The following is a 16,004-nucleotide window of genomic DNA, read 5'->3' as shown; positions in this document are numbered from 1 at the left end:
ACCGTCTCCCCGGCCCATTCCCCCATCGCCACAAAACGAGTCTGGCCCCACCACTCACGCGGCGGAGCCAGAACCCAACATCTTCATCAGTCTTCTAGGCCCTGTCCGGCCGGGACGCCCGCGCACCCCGCGGCCCCGCCGGGGGCGCGGGGAGCCGCGCGCCACCGCGGGAGGCGGGGCCTGCCGGGGCCGGTGCCCGGCGCGCTCGGGAACCGCGCGGAGCGCGTTCGTACTCCGTGCAGGCATGGAACCCGTCCCCGCCGTCCCCGCGCCCGCCCGCCGTGCCCGCCGGGTGGCCCTGCTCGCCCCCGCGCTGCTCGCGGCGGCGGCCGTCGCCTACCTCGCCCAGCGGCCGCTGGGCCGCCACCACGCGGGGTGGAACGGCTGGGTCGGCACGGCCAACGGCATCGTCTTCCTGGCCGCGGCCGCCCTGCCGGTGGCGGTGCTGGCGGTGTGGGCGCTGGCCCGGCGCCGCCGGGCGGCGGGGGCGGAGCCCGGGTGGGCGCGGCGCTCGGCGCTGGCCGAGGTCGGCGCGGTCTACGGGACGGTGCCGTGGGTGTGGATGATCCTGCTGCCGGGCGTCGACCCGGGCGGCCCGCGGCGCCGGGTGAACCTGGTCCCGCTGCACGACGTCGCCGAGATCGTGGCCGCCGGGCCGCCCGCCACCGCGGTGGCCCAGATCGTCGGCAACATGCTGGTGTTCGCGGCGCTGGGCTTCCTGCTCCCGCTGCGGTTCGCGGCGCTGGCCTCGGCGTGGCGGGTGCTGGCGCTCGGCGCGGCCTGCTCGGTGCTGGTGGAGGCCGCCCAGTACGCGCTGCGGCTGGACCGGGTCTCCTCGGTGGACGACGTGCTGCTGAACGCGGGCGGGGCGGCGCTGGCCGCCCTGGCCTCCCGCCGCTGGTGGCGCCGCCCGGCCGGCTGAAGCCCGCCGCCCGGCGGCCCCTCAGTACTTGCGGACCGTCGCCGCGTCGGCCAGCGCCCGGAGCACCCCGCGGGTCGGCCCGTCGGCGATCGGGGCCGCGTCCAGGGCGTCCAGCGCCTCGGTGAGCAGCGCGTCGATCCGGGCCTCCACCAGGTCCGGGGCGCCGCTGAGGGTGATCAGGTCGCGGAGTTCGGCGATCTCCCCGGCGGTGAGGCCGGGGGTGCCGAGCCGGGCGTCGAGGTGCGCGGCGTCCGCCCGGCCGAGGCCGCGCATGGCGTGCGCGACCAGCAGGGTGCGCTTGCCCTCGCGCAGGTCGTCCCCGGCGGGCTTGCCGGTGACGGCGGGGTCGCCGAAGACGCCCAGCAGGTCGTCGCGGAGCTGGAACGCCTCGCCGAGCGGCAGGCCGAAGCCGCCGAGGGCGTCGACCAGGCCGGGGGCGGCGCCGGCCAGCAGCGCGCCGACCTGGAGCGGGCGCTCGATGGTGTACTTCGCGGACTTGTAGTGCAGGACGGTCCGGGCCCGGTCGATCGCCCCGTCGTCGGCGGAGTCGCCCGCGACCGGCTCCAGCACGTCCAGGTACTGGCCGAGCATGACCTCGGTGCGCATCAGGTCGAAGGCGGGCTTGGCGGCCGCCACGGCGGCGGCGGGCAGCCCGGAGCGCTGGAACAGCTCGTCGCACCAGATCAGCAGCAGGTCGCCGAGCAGCACCGCGGCGGACGCCCCGTACTGCTCGCGGTCGCCGCGCCAGCCGCCCGCCCGGTGCAGGTTCTCGAAGCGGCGGTGGACGGCGGGCAGGCCGCGGCGGGTGTCGCTGCGGTCCATCAGGTCGTCGTGCACCAGGGCGCTGGCCTGCAGCAGCTCCAGCGCGGCGGCGGCCCGCTCGATGCCGGGCTCGTCCGAGGCGCCCCCGGCGGCCCGCCAGCCCCAGTAGCAGAACGCGGGACGCAGCCGCTTGCCGCCGTCCAGCAGGAAGTCGCGCAGCGCGTCGGAGACCGGCCCGAGCTGCTCGGAGATGCCGGAGAGCAGCGCCGCCCGCTCGACCATGAACGCGCCGAGCGCGCGGTTCACGCGGTCGCGCACGTCCTCCGCGTCGACGGGGTTGCGGGGAAGGCGGATGGAGGAGGGCACCTGAGACTCCGGATCGAGGGGGCTGACAGTCAGATTAACGCTCCCACCGGGGTGACCCGTTCCACCCGCCGTCCGGCCAGCCAGAACCATTCGGCCGAAAATCTCAAGTGACGTCTCAGCGAGTGGACGGCGTTTGTCCGCGCCGAGCCGCCGACGGATAACCTGCCCGCATGGCACTAGGGATTCCCAGCACCAGAAGCGACCGCGCGCAGACCGTGCGCGACCTGCTGGCGGCCGGCGACCGCTCCTTCTCCTTCGAATTCATGCCGCCGCGCAACGAGGAGGCCGAGCGCAAGCTCTGGGACGCGATCCGCCGGGTCGAGTGCCTGGAACCCAACTTCGTCTGCATGACGTACGGCGCGGGCGGCTCCTCGCGCGGCCGCACCGTCGACCTGGTCGGCCGGATCGCCACCGAGACCACCCTGACCCCGGTCGCCCACCTCACCGCCGTCGACCACTCGACCGCTGAACTGCGCAACATCATCGGCCAGTACGCCGACCAGAACGTGCGCAACGTGCTCGCGGTCCGCGGCGACCCGCCCGGCGACCCGATGGGCGAGTGGGTCCGCCACCCCGAGGGCGTCACCTACGCCGCCGAGCTGGTCGAACTGATCAAGGGCATCGGCGACTTCTGCGTGGGCGTCGCGGCGTTCCCGCAGATGCACCCGCGCTCGGCCGACTGGGACGAGGACATCCGGCACTTCGTCGCCAAGTGCCGGGCGGGCGCGGACTACGCGATCACCCAGATGTTCTTCGAGGTCGAGGACTACCTGCGGCTGCGCGACCGGGTCGCCGCGGCGGGCTGCGACACGCCGATCATCCCGGAGATCATGCCGGTCACCAACAGCCGCCAGCTGGTGCGCTTCCCGCAGCTGTCCGGCTCCGCCTTCCCGGACGACTTCCGCCGCAAGTTGGAGGCCGTCGTCGACGACCCGGCCGCCGTCCGCGCCGTCGGCCTGGAGCACGCCACCGCCATGGCCGAGCGCCTCCTCGCGGAGGGCGCCCCCGGCCTGCACTTCATCACGCTGAACCACTCCACCTCGACCCTGGAGATCTACCAGAACCTGGGGCTGCACACCCGCTGACCGGGGCCGCCGCGAGCCGCTGCGCGCGGCGCGGCGGGGCAGCGCCGCGGGCGGTTGCCGCGCGGCCGCCGCGGGGGCGCTTTTCGGTCGGATCGCGCACCCGTCGGGCGGGCCGCCGCGGGGCGTCGCCGACGGGGCCGGGAACCGGTCGGAAGCGGTGCGGTCCGGGATGCGGTGCTGTTCGCCCGGAGGCTGTACAGTCGCCCGCAACCGCGCGGTGATGGTGGCGTCTGGAGGTTGCGGGGATGGGCATCGGATACCTGCTCCTCTATGGCGCGCTGGCCCTGGTCGCGCTCTGGCTGACCGCCGAACTGCTGCTGCAGAACCGCGCCCCGCTGCACTGGCGGGCGCTCGCCCTGCTGGGTTTCCTCGGCGTGGTCGCCGGGATGCGGACCTCCTCGGTCGCGGTGATAGTGGCGGGCGCGGCCGGGTTCGGGCTGGGCCAGCTGATGGTGACCGGCTCGGTCAAGCGCGGCCGCCCGGTCGGCTGGTCGCTGCGCCGCACCGACGGCCGACTGCCCGGCCCGCTGGCCAAGGTCCCGCTGCTGGCCGCGGCCACCGGCGGGAGCGCCGCTGCGGCGGTCGCCGCGGAGCCGGTGGTGCCGGTCGGCGAGGTCGGCCCGGTCGAGGTCGAGTTCGACGACCCGTACGACGGGCGCTCCGCCGCGTACGAGGAGTTCCAGCAGCTCGACGCGGGCGTCTACGCCGAGGAGCAGGTCTCCTACCAGGTCCCGCAGCAGCCGCAGTACGGCTACGCGCAGCAGTACCAGCCCCAGTACCAGCAGCAGTACGTCCAACAGCCGCCGCAGCAGCCGCAGTTGCAGCTGATCGGCTACGACCAGTACGGCCGGCCGGTCTACCAGGACCCGTACACCCAGCAGCAGTACCAGCAGCCGTACGTCCCGCAGCAGCAACAGCCGCAGCAGGACCAGAACTGGTACTACCAGCAGCAGTACTGACGCCCCGTCAGGCCGGGCCGAGCAGCCCGGCGGTGATCGAGGCCGACATCCCGACCCGGGCCAGCCCGCCGCCGGGGTGGGCGTGCGCGCCGATCAGGTACAGGCCCGCCGGGCCGGGTCCGTTGGCCCGGGCGAGGTGGCCGCCGGCCAGCGAGGGGGGCGGGACGGTGGCGGTGAACCGGGTCTCCCGCCAGCGCAGCCGCGGGCGCAGGTCGAGGCCGGACGCGGCCAGGTGGGCGAGCAACTCCTCGGCGTAGGCGTCCTGTTCGGCATCGGTGAGGGCGAGTCCGGCGGGCACGGTGACGGTCAGCACGGCGGCCTCCGCATCCGGTCCCGGCACCAGCGCGGGGTCGTCCGGGCGCAGCACCTGCACGGTGGGCCGGGCCGGCAGCGTCCGCTCGGCGAACACCGCCCGGACTTCGGCCGCGCCGTCCGCGGCGTGCACCACGGTGCGGTGCGCGGTGCCCGCCCGACGGGCGCCGTCCAGCGCGAGCAGCACGGTGAACCGGCCCGGCGCGGGGGCGGGGGCGGCCGCGCCCAGCCCGGGCACCGCGGAGAGCACCGCGTCGGCGGCCAGCACCCCCTCGTCCGTGCGCACGCCCACCACCCGCTCGCCGTCCCGCTCCAGGGCCCGGACGGGGGTGTCGAAGCGGAACTCCGCACCGCGCTCCACGCACCGCTCGAACACCGCGTCGGCGAGCGCCCGCAGGCCGCCGTCCACGTACCAGACGCCGAACGACTGCTCCATGTACGGCAGCACGGTCGCCGAGGCGGGCGCGGCCAGCGGGTCCAGGCCGTGGCGCAGCGCGTACTCGCCGAGCAGCGCCGCCGGACCCGGGCCGCCGCCCAGCTCGCGGGCCACGTCGCCCAGGGTGTACCGCCCGCGCGGCAGCAGCCGGGACAGGCCGCGGCGCGGCGGCACCGGGTACGGGTCGGCCGGGTCGACGGCCGGGCGCGGCTCCTCCAGCAGCGGGCGGCGGGTCGCCTCCCACACCGTGCGGCCCCGGTTGACCAGCTCGCCCCAGCGCGCCCCGGTGCCCGCCCCGAACGCCGCGTCCAGCGCCTGGCCGACCCCGCCCCGGGAGGCGTTCGGCAGCAGCAGCTCGGTGCCGTCCGGGAACAGGTGACGGCTCTCCGGGTCGATCGGCCGCAGCCCCACCAACTGCTCCAGCGGCTCTCGCCCGGTCTTCAACGCCAGATCCCGGTAGACGGCGGGCAGCGTGAGCAACCCCGGCCCGGTGTCGAACCCGAACCCGTCCCGCCGGTACGCCCCCACCTGACCCCCGTGCCCCCCGGCCGCCTCCAGCACCGTCACCCGGTGCCCGAGAGCGGCCAACCGGGAGGCGGCCGCCAGACCGCCCATGCCTGCACCGACGACGATGATCCGAGCCATGGCAGAAGATCCTATGCGCCCCCACCGCCCCGCCGGACCGCACGCCCCCGCAACCCCCTCCCCGCCGGGGACGCCGGGGCGCTGAGAGTCCGGGACGCCGAGCTGCCGTCCCCGCCGGCTCGTGCACGGCCGTCCCGCCGCCCCTACCGGGCTGCGCCCGCGCGGACCTTCCCGGCCCGGGGGCTCCCGTCCCCCTAGCCCGCCGCGACCGTCCCCGTCGCCGCCCGTCGTCGGGCTCGGCGCTCCTTGCGGCGGAGCCAGAAGCGGCGGATCCGGGTCACCGCGAACCACACCAGCAGCGCGCCGAGGGCCAGCAGCACGGCTGCGGTGGAGGCGGCCAGCCAGGGGTGGAAGACGGCGAGGGTGACCAGGCCGGCCACCGAGAGGTCCTCGGCCAGGCTGAGGAGGATGTTGGAGGCCGGTTCCGGGGAGGTGTTGACGGCCATCCGCAGGCTCGCCTTGATGCCGTGGCTGAGCAGGGCCGTCGTTCCGCCGACCGCGCCCGCGGCGACCTCGCCCAGCGAGCCGGGGTCGTGGGCGGCCAGCAGGGCGCCGACGGTGGCTCCGGCGATCGGGCGGACCACGGTGTGGACGGCGTCCCAGACGGTGTCCACGTAGGGGATCTTGTCGAGCACCGCCTCGCAGAGGAACAGCGCTCCGGCGGCCAGCAGCACGTCGGTGCGCTCCAGCACCGGCGGCACCGAGTCCGCGCCGCCGTACCGGCCGAACAGGCCCAGCAGCAGGACCACGGCGTACGCGTTGATCCCGCTCGCCCAGCCGCTGGTGAAGATCAGCGGAACGGCCCCCACGGCGGCCCCCTTCGACGCGTCCCGTCCGGCCCTCGGGCGGGTCGCGCACACCGTACCCGGCGGGGGCGGCCGCGGGGGAGGGCGGGGGAGCGGCGGCGACTGAGTATCCGTACTCAGGTCGCCGGTTGAGTACGCGCGCGGATACCGGCGGACCCCGTCCGACCGGCAGAGTGGTGCGCACCGGGAAGGCCGCCGCAGGGCGGAGCCGCCCGGAGCGCTCGGGGCCGGGCCGCCGGTCAGGGGGAACGACGGCCGACACCACGGCCCGGAGCGCGACCAGCGGCCGGAGCGAGGGGGCCGGGCACCGCCGACACGGGGCGGCGGAGCCCGGCCCCCTCCCCCTGGGGGGATCCGGGGGACCGGCCGTGGGGGACGACGGAACGGGGTCGGGGGACCCCGAGTTGTCAGACCCCCCGTTCACGATGGATGCATGCGCGGACCAGCCGGTCCGGGCAAGGTCCGGAGTGAACGGGGGAGACCCATGACCATCAGTCGTCCTGAGCCTGTCGCCCGCCCTGCCGTCGATCAGCCCGTCCTGCCCAGCACCCGCGGCAGCGACGTCCACCCGGTGCTGCGCCGGGGCTCCGCCCCGCCCGCCGCGCTCGAACTGCTCCGGCACGCGCACCGCACCCTGGTGCACGCCCGCGGCCGGCAGGACCCGCTGGAGCGCTACGCCACCGCGCACCTCGCCGCGCTGCGCGCCACCGCCGCGGTGCTCGCCGTCCGGGGCCGCCCGGTGCGCAACCCGCGCCGCCGCCAGGCGATCCGCCCCGCGTGGGAGCTGCTGTCCGAGGTCGCACCCGAACTCGCCGAGTGGGCCGCCTACTTCGCGGCCGGGGCGCGCCGCCGCGCGGCCGCCGAGGCGGGCATCACCGGCGCCGCCGGCGAGCGGGACGCGGACGACCTGATCCGCAACACCGCCCTGTACCTGCGCATAGTGGAGCGGATCCTGGCCCTGCACCCCTGACGGGCGCCCCCCGGCGGGCCGGTCGCCCGGCGCTGCGCCGCACCTCGGCCGTCCGGTCACGGCGGATAAGGTGGAGGAGTTCCCGCCGTGGAAGACCTGCCAAGAGGGGTGCCGCCTTGTATCCGACTCGTCCCCGCAGTGCGTTGCGTACCGCCGTGGTGTGGGAGGTGGTGCGGGAGGCGCTGGAGCGGCGTTCCGCCGAGCTCGGGCGGCCGGTGCTGGAGGTCGTCGACACCGGTGGCGGCACGGGCAACTTCGCCGTGCCCGTGGCCCGGCTCGGCCACCGGGTCACCGTGGTCGACCCGAGCCCCGACGCGCTGTTCGCGCTGGAGCGCCGGGCCGCCGAGGCCGGGGTCACCGAGCTGGTCCGGGCCGTCCAGGGCGACGCGCAGACGCTGCCCGACCTCGTCCCGGCCGGATCGGTCGACGCGGTGCTGTGCCACGGCGTCCTGGAGGTCGTCGACGACCCGGCGGAGGCGCTCGGCAACCTGGTCGGCACCCTCGGCAAGGGCGGCCTGGTCAGCCTGCTCGCCGCCAACCGCAACGGCGCGGTGCTGGCCCGCGCGGTGGCCGGCCAGTTCACCGAGGCCCGCACCGCGCTGGACGCCGCCGACGGCCGCTGGGGCGCGGGCGACCCGATGCCCCGCCGCTTCACCGGCGAGCAGCTGGACGGGCTGGCCGCCGCCGCCGGGCTGCGGGTCACCTCGGTGCACGGCATCCGGGTCTTCGCCGACCTCGTCCCCGGCGTCCTGGTCGACACCGAGCCGGGCGCGCTGGACGCCCTGCTCAAGCTGGAGCTCGCCGCCGCCGAGCAGCCCGCCTTCCACGCCGTGGCCACCCAGCTCCACCTGCTGGCCGAGGCGATCTGATCCTCCGCGGGGGGCACCAAGCGGGCCCTCCGCTCGTTGCAGGTGTGCGGGTCGCCGACGAGGTGGCCCGAGCCACGCCTGATTGACCACGCCGAACCGCGGCCGTGGACCGTATGATCTGGGTAAAGCCGGTAAGCATGACGGCCAGACCGGTGGGGCATATGGACCACACAGGCCCGAGCCAGGGGTGGCGGACCGGTCGCCCCGCGACCGACGAGTAGGAGGACTCCGTGCCGCTCTCGGAGCACGAGCAGCGACTGCTCGAGCAGATGGAGCGAGCGCTGTACGCCGAAGATCCCAAGTTCGCGTCAGCGCTCGAGGGAACCGGCCTGCACACCTACACCCGTCGGCGGGTCTACCTGGCCGTGGCGGGGTTCGTGGCAGGCATCGCGCTGCTCATGGGCGGCCTGGTCGCGCAGGTCATCTGGGTCAGTGTGGTCGGGTTCCTGGTGATGCTTGGTTGTGCGGTCCTCGCGGTCACCGCGTGGCGCCGCGGCCCGGCCGGACACGGCCCACGGCAGGCGGCCGCGCCACGCCGGAAGTCCGGTGTCGTGGATCGAATGGAACAGCGCTGGCAGCGCCGCCGCGACGAGCAGAGCGGCCTGTAGCAGCGACCGGAACGCAACGAGAAGAGATCCGCCCCGGAAGGTCTTCCCTCCCGGGGCGGATCTCTTCTCGTGCCGTCCCCGCCGACACCCCGCGCCCGCGGGACGCGGGTCGCGGGGCGCCGGACGGGGCTATCCGTCCTTGCGGCGCCGCCGGAACGGCTTGGTCACGGCGGCCCGGACCGCCGCCACCCGTTCGGCCGTGCGCTCGCGGCGGGCCGCGGCCCGGTCCTGGGCCCGCCACCACAGCCGCACCGCGGAGGCGGGCAGCAGCAGCGCGCGCAGGCGGCGGGTGCGGGTCGCCCGGACCCGCAGCGCCTCGCGGGCGGTGCGGACGTCGCCGCCCAGGTGCGGGGGCGCGTCGGAGTCGCGGGCGTACATGACGCGCTCGGTGGCGAGGGCGACCCGGCCCGCGGCGGCCGCGGAGTCGGCGTCGAGGCGGGCGTCCTCGGCGAGCCGCCGGACGGCGTTGCGCGGGGTGCGGGCCTCGTCCGGCGGGATGCCCAGGTCCCACGCGGAGTCGACGAGTTCGGCCCAGGCGGCGAGCACCTGTTCGTCGGTGAGCGGCGGCCCGCCCGCGCCGGGCAGGTGGCGTCCGGCGCCGAGGCGGCGTCGGCGCAGCCTGGTGCGCCAGAGCATCGGGAAGGCCAGCGCCGCGAGCAGCAGCAGGACGGCGAGGACGGTGACCAGCGCGGGCCAGGTCTGCCACCAGGGCGTCTCGACGGTCTTGTGCTCGACCACGGCGTCCTCGTCCTCGCAGTCGCCGATCTTGTGCTGCTGCGGGGGGCAGCTGCTGGAGGAGGACGGCTGGGCGGAGGGCTGCGCGCTGGGCGCGGCGCTGCTGGGCGCGGCGCTGGGCGTGCTGGTGGGCGCGGCCTGCTGCACGGAGTACAGCGGGGTGGTGCCCCGGTTCGGGGTGGGCTCGAAGCGCATCCAGCCGTAGCCGTTGAAGTACAGCTCGGGCCAGGCGTGGTAGTTGGAGCTGCGCACCACCCGGTCGGTGCCGTTGCCCTCGCCCGGGGTGAAGCCGATCGCGACCCGGGCGGGGATGCCCAGGGAGCGGGACATCGCGGCCATGGTGGCGGCGAAGTGGACGCAGAAGCCCTCCTTGTCCTGCAGGAACTTGGCGATGGCGTCCGGCCCGGTGCGCGCGTCGATCTTGGTGTTGTAGGTGAAGCCGCCGCTGGTGAAGTACTGCTGCAGGGCGACGGCCCGGTCGTACGGGGTGGTCTTGCCCTTGGTGACGTCCCGGGCGGTGTCGGCCACCACGGACGGCAGGTTGGCGGGCAGGTCGAGGTAGCGCTCGGCGACGTCGGCCGGGGGAGCGCCCGCGTTGCGCAGCTGGGCGGCGGTGGCGTCGACGCTGACCGAGCCGACGGAGTACTTCAGGCCCTTGCTCTTCTGGCCGTTGACGCCGTTGAGGGTGCGCCCGACCGGGTCGAAGCGCCAGTTCGCGCTGTTCGGCAGCTCCACCCAGGACATCGGGTACGGCATCGGCAGCCAGGTGGTGTTGAGCTGGTCGGAGACCGTGACGTTGGTGCGGACCGAGGTGGTCGGCAGGTTCGGGGAGAGGCCCTCGGGGCCGGGCACGGTGGCGGGCACCTGCTCCGGGTCCTGGTCCCCGGTCAGCCACTCCTGGCCGTTGAACTCGCTGAGCGCGGCGATCCGCAGGTAGAGCTGGTCGGCGTCGGGCGAGTCGGTGGAGAAGGTCAGCAGCTCGGTGTCGTCGCTGGCGCGCAGGTTGGCGGTGAGCGCGACGACCAGGTTGAGCGAGCGCTCGTCGTCGTTGCCCTTGCCGCCGCCGGTGCCCTCGCCGCTGTGGCTGCCCGCCTGGTCGAACAGGCCGGTGCCGACCGCGGGGACGAACACCGGCAGCAGGACGGCGGCGGCCAGCGCGATCATGCCGATCCGGCGCCCGCCGTTGGACAGCGCCACGGCGGAGCGGCCGGTGCCGTGGAAGACCCGGCCCCAGCGGGTGAGCCGGTCCTGGCCCTCGGTGTAGAGCAGGGCCAGGTAGCCCGCGGCTGCGAACAGGAACCACAGCCACATGCCGCCCGGCGACTCGGCCAGGCCGCCCGCGACCGAGTACACGGCCAGCAGCGGCAGGCCCGCGGCGGCGGCCCGGCGGTAGGTGACCGCCAGGGTGTCGACCAGGACGGCGACCAGGGCGACCGAGCCGACCACGATCATCCGCAGGCCGTCGCTGGCCGGGGCGGGGATCGCGTACTCCTGGACGTCGGTGCCGCCGTTGCTCAGCAGCGTGGAGACGGCGTCCAGCGCCTTCGGGCCGGGCAGCAGGCCGCCGGTCATCGAGGACTGCACGGTGGTGAGCAGCAGCACGTACAGCACCACGAGGAGCTGCAGCGGCGGCACCAGGGCCCGGGGGAGCGGCAGGGCGCGCAGCCCGGCCCCGGCGCCGGCCGCGACGGCGATCATCAGCAGCCCGTGCGGGGCGAACGCGAAGGAGTCCTGGAACAGCGGGGACAGGCACAGCGCCGCCAGGGCGGTGGCCAGGGCCGCGCAGAGCGTCAACTTGGCCCGGGTGGTCACGCGCCGACCTCGTCTCGGTAGGGAACGGTGGTGTTCTGGGTGCGGTCCGCGGCCCGCCACAGGGCGGGCAGCGAGTCGCCCGCCCGCACCGGCAGCACGGTCCAGCCGGACTCGCGCAGCCTGGTGACCCGGGCGGTCAGCTGCTCGTCCCCGGTCTCCGGCAGCAGGTGGCGCAGCCCCGCCCAGGTGCCGGTGTCCAGCAGCAGGGCGACGGCGCCGCCGGTGCGCCGGCGCAGCCGGGCCAGCCGCTCGGCCTGCTCCTCGTCCAGCTCGCCGACGACCGCGACCAGCAGGCCCTCGCCGCCGAGCCGCAGCACCTCCTCGGCGCGGGCCAGGGTGCCGCCGTCGGAGTGCTCGACCACGGCCAGCGCGTCCAGCAGCGTGCCGACGGACTCGGCGGCGCTCGCGCCGCCGCTCGCCCCGGGGTCGGGCACCGAGAAGCCGGTGTCGGTGAGCAGCCTGGTCCGGTAGCCGCGCTGCACCAGGTCGACCGAGACCGAGGCGGCGCAGGACACCGCCCACTCGAACGAGGACGCCGGGCCCGAGCCGCGGTGCGCGGCCTCCCGGGTGTCCAGCAGCACGGTCGCGCGGGCCTGCAGCGGCTGCTCCTCCCGGCGGACCATCAGCTCGCCGTACCGGGCGGTGGACTTCCAGTGCACCCGGCGCAGGTCGTCGCCGTGCCGGTACTCGCGCGGGATGACGTCGTCGTCGCCGGCCAGCGCCAGGGTGTGGCTGTTGGAGTCCCCCTGCCCGGTGGACTCGCCGGGCAGCCGCACCGGCGGCAGGTCCTGGACCTGCGGGACGACGGTCAGCACGTCGGCGGCGCTGAACGCGCGGGTCAGCTCGCACATCCCGAACGGGTCGGACAGCCGCAGCTGCAGCGGGCCCAGCGGGTAGCGGCCGCGCAGGTCGGAGCGGACCCGGTAGGACACCTCGCGGAAGCCGCGCGGCTCGACCCGGTCCAGCACGAAGCGCGGGCGCGGGCCCAGCACGTACGGGACCCTGTCCTCCAGCAGCAGCAGGCCGGTGGGCACCCGGGAGACGTTGTCCAGCCGCAGGTGCACCCGGGCCTCCTGGCCGGCCGCGGCCCGGTGCGGGCTGAGCCGGCGGCCGGAGGCGACCCGGTAGCGGGTGCGCACCAGCAGCGCGGCGGCCGCCAGCGGCAGCACCGCCAGCAGCACGCCGACCTGGAGCAGGGCGGCCTGGCCGAACACGAACGCGCAGACGGCGGCGGTCAGCCCGGCCGCGAGGAAGGAGCGCCCCCGGGTGGTGAGCCCGCGCAGTGCGGCGCGCACCCCGGAGGCGCGGGCGGTGCGCGCCACCTCAGCGGCCCTGCGGGCGCGGGATCGGGAGTCGGGCCACCAGGTCGAGCACGACCTGCTCGACCGTGCGGCGGCTCAGCTGGGTCTCCGAGGTCGGCAGCAGGCGGTGCGCCAGCACGGGGGCGGCGAGCACCTGGATGTCGTCCGGCAGCACGTAGTCGCGGCCCTCCAGGGCGGCGTGCGCGCGGGCCGCCCGGACCAGGTGCAGGGTGGCCCGGGGGGAGGCGCCGAGCCGCAGCTCGGGGCTGGTGCGGGTGGCGGCGACCAGGTCGACGGCGTACCGGCGGACCGGGTCGGCGACGTAGACGGTCTTCACCAGGTCGATCAGCTTGAGCAGGTCGGAGGCGTGCGCGACCGGCTGCAGGTCGTCCAGCGGGTTGGCCGCGGAGTGCAGGTCGAGCATCGCGAACTCGGCCTCGGCGCTGGGGTAGCCGATCGAGACGCGGGCCATGAAGCGGTCGCGCTGGGCCTCGGGCAGGGCGTAGGTGCCCTCCATCTCCACCGGGTTCTGGGTGGCGATCACCATGAACGGCGAGGGCAGTTCGTGGGTGGTGCCGTCGATGGTGACCTGGCGCTCCTCCATCGACTCCAGCAGCGCGGACTGGGTCTTCGGCGAGGCCCGGTTGATCTCGTCGCCGACCACGATCTGCGCGAAGATCGCGCCGGGCCGGAACTCGAAGTCCCGCTGGTGCTGGTCGAACACGTTGGTGCCGGTCACGTCGGACGGCAGCAGGTCCGGGGTGAACTGGATGCGGCGCACCGTGCAGTCCACCGAGCGGGCCAGCGTCTTGGCGAGCATGGTCTTGCCGACGCCCGGCACGTCCTCCAGCAGCAGGTGGCCCTCGGCGAGGAGCACCGTGAGCGCGATCCGGACCGCCTCCGGCTTGCCCTCGATCACGCTTTCCACGGACTTCCGGACCCGGTCGACCACCGCCGCCAGCTCCGCCATGCCGGCCGGCTCCCGGCGGTCGTGGCGGCCCGACTCCGGCTGTTCCGTGCCCTGTCCGTTGATGGTCGTCACCCGTACGCTCCCATGTTGCACAGTCACCGGGCGGCTGGTTCGAGCCCGGCCCACCCCGAATACTTGGCGCATTCTTCCCTGTCGCACGGCCAGAAGTCACCCGCCCGGGCGAGACGCGAAGGCTGTCCCGGTTTGGGACGGGGCCCGGGCCCCGGCGGTTTCCTCCGGGGGCGACGGATTCCCCGGCGCGGGTGCGGCCGCCCTCCGCCGCGCGGCCCGTTCGGACGGCTTCGCCCCGGTTCGTCCGGCGCGCCCGCCGGGGCCCCGCGCCCCGGCCCCGGCCGGCCCCCGCGCTCCCCGCGGCGCCCCCGCCCACCGGCCCGACCTGCGCAAACCGATACGGCCGCCCGGGTGGTGCGCCGGAGCGGGGCGTTGACTGCCGGGGCGCGGGCGATAGGCTGCAGGCGCAGTGGAGCACGGCGGACGGCGCCCGGCGACCGGGCGGCCCGGCCGCTCTCCGCGCCGGGTCGGCCCGCCCGTACGCAGCCCGCGGCCTCCTCCCGCTCCGTGCCCACCTGGCGCACCTTCCCCGGTGCCGGGCGGTCGCTCCTTCCCCCGAGCGAGCGGGCGGGGACCACGGGCGGCGTGCGGCCCGGCCCGCCCGGTGCGCGAGAATGGCCCGGCCACACCGCACCTGAGGAAGGCCCCGCCCCCGTATGAGTACCGACAGCCCCGCCCCCCGGCACATCCCGGTGATGCTGGAGCGCTGCCTGGACGCCCTGGCCCCGGCGATCTCGGCGCCCGGCGCCGTCGTGGTGGACGCCACCCTCGGCCTGGGCGGCCACAGCGAAGCCCTGCTGACCCGCTTCCCGGACGTCCGCCTGATCGCCGTCGACCGCGACCCGCGGGCCCTGGAGCTCTCCGCCCGGCGGCTCGCCCCGTTCGGCGACCGGGCCACCCTGGTGCACGCCGTGTACGACGAGATCCCGCGCGTCCTGGACGAGTTGGGCGTCCCCGAGGTGCACGGCGTGCTGTTCGACCTCGGCGTCTCCTCGATGCAGCTGGACGAGGCCGACCGCGGCTTCGCCTACTCCCAGGACGCCCCGCTGGACATGCGGATGGACCAGACCCGCGGCATCTCCGCCGCCGAGGTGCTCAACACCTACAGCCACGGCGACCTGGCCCGGATCCTCAAGGTCTACGGCGAGGAGCGGTTCGCCGGGAAGATCGCCTCCGCGGTGCTGCGCGAGCGCGAGCGGGAACCGTTCACCACCAGCGCTCGTCTTGTCGAGTTGGTGCGCAACGCCATCCCGGCGGCCACCCGGCGCACCGGCGGCAACCCGGCCAAGCGGACCTTCCAGGCGCTGCGGATCGAGGTCAACGGCGAGCTGGAGGTGCTGGACCGGGCGATCCCCGGCGCGCTGGACGCCCTCGCGGTGGGCGGCCGGATCGTGGTGATGTCCTACCAGTCGCTGGAGGACCGCCTGGTGAAGCAGTACCTCCAGGCCGGCGCCACCTCCACCGCCCCGCCGGGCCTGCCGGTGATCCCCGAGGAGCTCCAGCCCTGGCTGAAACTCCTCACCCGCGGGGCCGAACTGGCCACCGAGGAGGAGATCGAGGAGAACCGGCGCGCCGCGCCCGTACGGCTGCGCGTGGCGGAGAGGATCAGACGGACCCGGAGGTAGCCAGCCGCCGGGAGCAGCGGAGCGAAGGGGAGTGGAGCGGTGCCGGTGGCCGGCGAGCGGACCCGGGGGAACGTCCCCGGGCAGGGGGGCAGGGCGCGGATCACCGTCCGGCCCGGAGCGCGCTCGATGCGGGGGCGCACCCCGTTCGCGGTGCTGGTGGTCGCCCTGCTGTCGGCCGGGCTGCTCGGGCTGCTGATGCTCAACACCGCCCTGAACGAAGGGTCGTTCACCCTCTCCCGGCTCAAGAGGCAGACCACCGAGGCCACCGACCAGCAGCAGACCCTGCAGCAGCAGATCGCCCAGCAGTCCGCGCCCGACGCGCTGGAGCAGCAGGCCCGGGCGCTCGGCATGGTCCCCGGCGGCGACCCGGCCTTCCTCAACCCGGACGGCACCGTCACCGGCAAGGCCGAGCCCGCCGAGGACGAGCCGCCGGTGCCGCGCCCCAGCACCGCCGACCCGTCCGCCTCCGCCGCCGGGTCCGCTTCGCCCGGCGCGGGCGCGAGCCCCGCCGACCCCGGCATCGACCTCGCCCCCGCCCCGCCCGCCGGCGCCGCGCCCGGCCCGTCCGGCAGCCCCTCGCCCGGCCCGTCCGCCGGCCCGTCCGGCAGCCCGTCCGCCGGGGCGCAGCGGTGAGCCGCCCGCCCGGCGACGCCCCCCGACCGCGCCGCACCCCGCCCGGCTCCGGCACGCCCCGCTCCGCCCGCCCCGCCGTGCCGCGCGCCGGGAGCGGCAAGCCCGCCGAGCAGCCG

General features: G+C 76.0%; 14 protein-coding genes. 8 read left to right on the top strand and 6 right to left on the bottom strand.

Going from position 1 to position 16,004, the window contains the following annotated elements:
• Positions 1 to 244: 244 nt before the first annotated feature.
• The gene (locus tag OO57_RS35045; protein ID WP_081974184.1) at positions 245 to 922 is read left to right on the top strand and encodes a VanZ family protein; all 678 of its coding nucleotides are present in this window, start codon (positions 245 to 247) and stop codon (positions 920 to 922) included.
• 21 nt (positions 923 to 943) lie between these two features.
• On the opposite strand, the gene OO57_RS35040 is transcribed toward OO57_RS35045, so the two are convergent.
• Positions 944 to 2,050 (bottom strand): polyprenyl synthetase family protein, encoded by a 1,107-nt coding sequence (locus OO57_RS35040; RefSeq protein WP_081974183.1) that lies wholly within the window; start codon positions 2,048 to 2,050, stop codon positions 944 to 946.
• A gap of 170 nt (positions 2,051 to 2,220) precedes the next feature.
• Between OO57_RS35040 and metF the strand changes: the two genes are divergently transcribed.
• Positions 2,221 to 3,135 (top strand): methylenetetrahydrofolate reductase [NAD(P)H], encoded by a 915-nt coding sequence (gene metF, locus OO57_RS35035; protein ID WP_051778652.1) that lies wholly within the window; start codon positions 2,221 to 2,223, stop codon positions 3,133 to 3,135.
• A gap of 245 nt (positions 3,136 to 3,380) precedes the next feature.
• Entirely contained in the window at positions 3,381 to 4,094 is a 714-nt protein-coding gene (locus OO57_RS35030; protein ID WP_033256833.1) for a hypothetical protein, read from the top strand.
• A 7-nt stretch (positions 4,095 to 4,101) separates the two neighbouring features.
• Here the strand turns inward: OO57_RS35030 and OO57_RS35025 are convergent, their stop codons facing one another.
• Positions 4,102 to 5,487, bottom strand: a complete 1,386-nt coding sequence (locus OO57_RS35025) for a phytoene desaturase family protein (RefSeq protein WP_033256832.1) — start codon at positions 5,485 to 5,487, stop codon at positions 4,102 to 4,104.
• Between the two features lie 194 nt (positions 5,488 to 5,681).
• On the bottom strand, positions 5,682 to 6,296 hold the full coding sequence (locus tag OO57_RS35020; protein WP_033256831.1) for a DUF4126 domain-containing protein: 615 nt from the start codon (positions 6,294 to 6,296) through the stop codon (positions 5,682 to 5,684).
• Positions 6,297 to 6,777: 481 nt separating this feature from the next.
• Here OO57_RS35020 and OO57_RS35015 point away from each other — a divergent pair, with 481 nt between their 5' ends.
• From OO57_RS35015 to OO57_RS35005, 3 genes are all read left to right on the top strand, one after another.
• Entirely contained in the window at positions 6,778 to 7,263 is a 486-nt protein-coding gene (locus OO57_RS35015; RefSeq protein ID WP_063737714.1) for an SAV_6107 family HEPN domain-containing protein, read from the top strand.
• 155 nt (positions 7,264 to 7,418) lie between these two features.
• Positions 7,419 to 8,132: a methyltransferase domain-containing protein gene (locus OO57_RS35010; protein ID WP_106974189.1), complete on the top strand. Its 714-nt coding sequence runs from the start codon at positions 7,419 to 7,421 to the stop codon at positions 8,130 to 8,132.
• 230 nt (positions 8,133 to 8,362) lie between these two features.
• A complete protein-coding gene (locus OO57_RS35005; protein ID WP_033256829.1) occupies positions 8,363 to 8,740 on the top strand; it encodes a DUF3040 domain-containing protein in 378 nt (125 codons plus the stop codon).
• A gap of 129 nt (positions 8,741 to 8,869) precedes the next feature.
• Here OO57_RS35005 and OO57_RS35000 read toward each other — a convergent pair whose 3' ends face one another.
• Genes OO57_RS35000 through OO57_RS34990 form a run of 3 tightly spaced genes read right to left on the bottom strand, consistent with a single transcriptional unit; the run spans position 8,870 to position 13,558 of the window.
• Positions 8,870 to 11,287: a transglutaminaseTgpA domain-containing protein gene (locus OO57_RS35000; protein WP_033256828.1), complete on the bottom strand. Its 2,418-nt coding sequence runs from the start codon at positions 11,285 to 11,287 to the stop codon at positions 8,870 to 8,872.
• On the bottom strand, positions 11,284 to 12,609 hold the full coding sequence (locus tag OO57_RS34995) for a DUF58 domain-containing protein (RefSeq protein WP_033256827.1): 1,326 nt from the start codon (positions 12,607 to 12,609) through the stop codon (positions 11,284 to 11,286). The genes OO57_RS35000 and OO57_RS34995 overlap by 4 nt, the downstream gene beginning before the upstream one ends.
• A gap of 1 nt (position 12,610) precedes the next feature.
• Positions 12,611 to 13,558 carry an AAA family ATPase gene (locus tag OO57_RS34990; RefSeq protein ID WP_033256835.1) on the bottom strand — a complete coding sequence of 316 codons (948 nt, stop codon included), beginning with the start codon at positions 13,556 to 13,558 and terminating at the stop codon, positions 12,611 to 12,613.
• A 728-nt stretch (positions 13,559 to 14,286) separates the two neighbouring features.
• Here OO57_RS34990 and rsmH point away from each other — a divergent pair.
• Both rsmH and OO57_RS34980 read left to right on the top strand, forming a co-directional pair.
• The gene (rsmH, locus tag OO57_RS34985; RefSeq protein WP_033256826.1) at positions 14,287 to 15,255 is read left to right on the top strand and encodes a 16S rRNA (cytosine(1402)-N(4))-methyltransferase RsmH; all 969 of its coding nucleotides are present in this window, start codon (positions 14,287 to 14,289) and stop codon (positions 15,253 to 15,255) included.
• Positions 15,256 to 15,381: 126 nt separating this feature from the next.
• Complete coding sequence (locus tag OO57_RS34980; RefSeq protein WP_199811386.1) at positions 15,382 to 15,888, top strand: cell division protein FtsL; 507 nt, start codon at positions 15,382 to 15,384, stop codon at positions 15,886 to 15,888.
• The last annotated feature ends 116 nt before the right edge of the window (positions 15,889 to 16,004 follow it).

It is taken from the genome of Kitasatospora phosalacinea (assembly GCF_000717185.1).
Lineage (GTDB): Bacteria > Actinomycetota > Actinomycetes > Streptomycetales > Streptomycetaceae > Kitasatospora > Kitasatospora phosalacinea_A.
This window is presented reverse-complemented; position numbering and strand designations above follow the sequence as displayed.

Excerpts from the sequence above, each read along its gene's own strand:
- OO57_RS34990 (WP_033256835.1), bottom strand. The coding sequence starts at position 13,558 with ATGGCGGAGCTGGCGGCGGTGGTCGACCGGGTCCGGAAGTCCGTGGAA.
- OO57_RS35025 (WP_033256832.1), bottom strand. The coding sequence starts at position 5,487 with ATGGCTCGGATCATCGTCGTCGGTGCAGGCATGGGCGGTCTGGCGGCC.
- OO57_RS34980 (WP_199811386.1), top strand. The coding sequence starts at position 15,382 with ATGCGGGGGCGCACCCCGTTCGCGGTGCTGGTGGTCGCCCTGCTGTCG.
- rsmH (WP_033256826.1), top strand. The coding sequence starts at position 14,287 with ATGAGTACCGACAGCCCCGCCCCCCGGCACATCCCGGTGATGCTGGAG.
- OO57_RS35045 (WP_081974184.1), top strand. The coding sequence starts at position 245 with ATGGAACCCGTCCCCGCCGTCCCCGCGCCCGCCCGCCGTGCCCGCCGG.
- metF (WP_051778652.1), top strand. The coding sequence starts at position 2,221 with ATGGCACTAGGGATTCCCAGCACCAGAAGCGACCGCGCGCAGACCGTG.
- OO57_RS35015 (WP_063737714.1), top strand. The coding sequence starts at position 6,778 with ATGACCATCAGTCGTCCTGAGCCTGTCGCCCGCCCTGCCGTCGATCAG.
- OO57_RS35030 (WP_033256833.1), top strand. The coding sequence starts at position 3,381 with ATGGGCATCGGATACCTGCTCCTCTATGGCGCGCTGGCCCTGGTCGCG.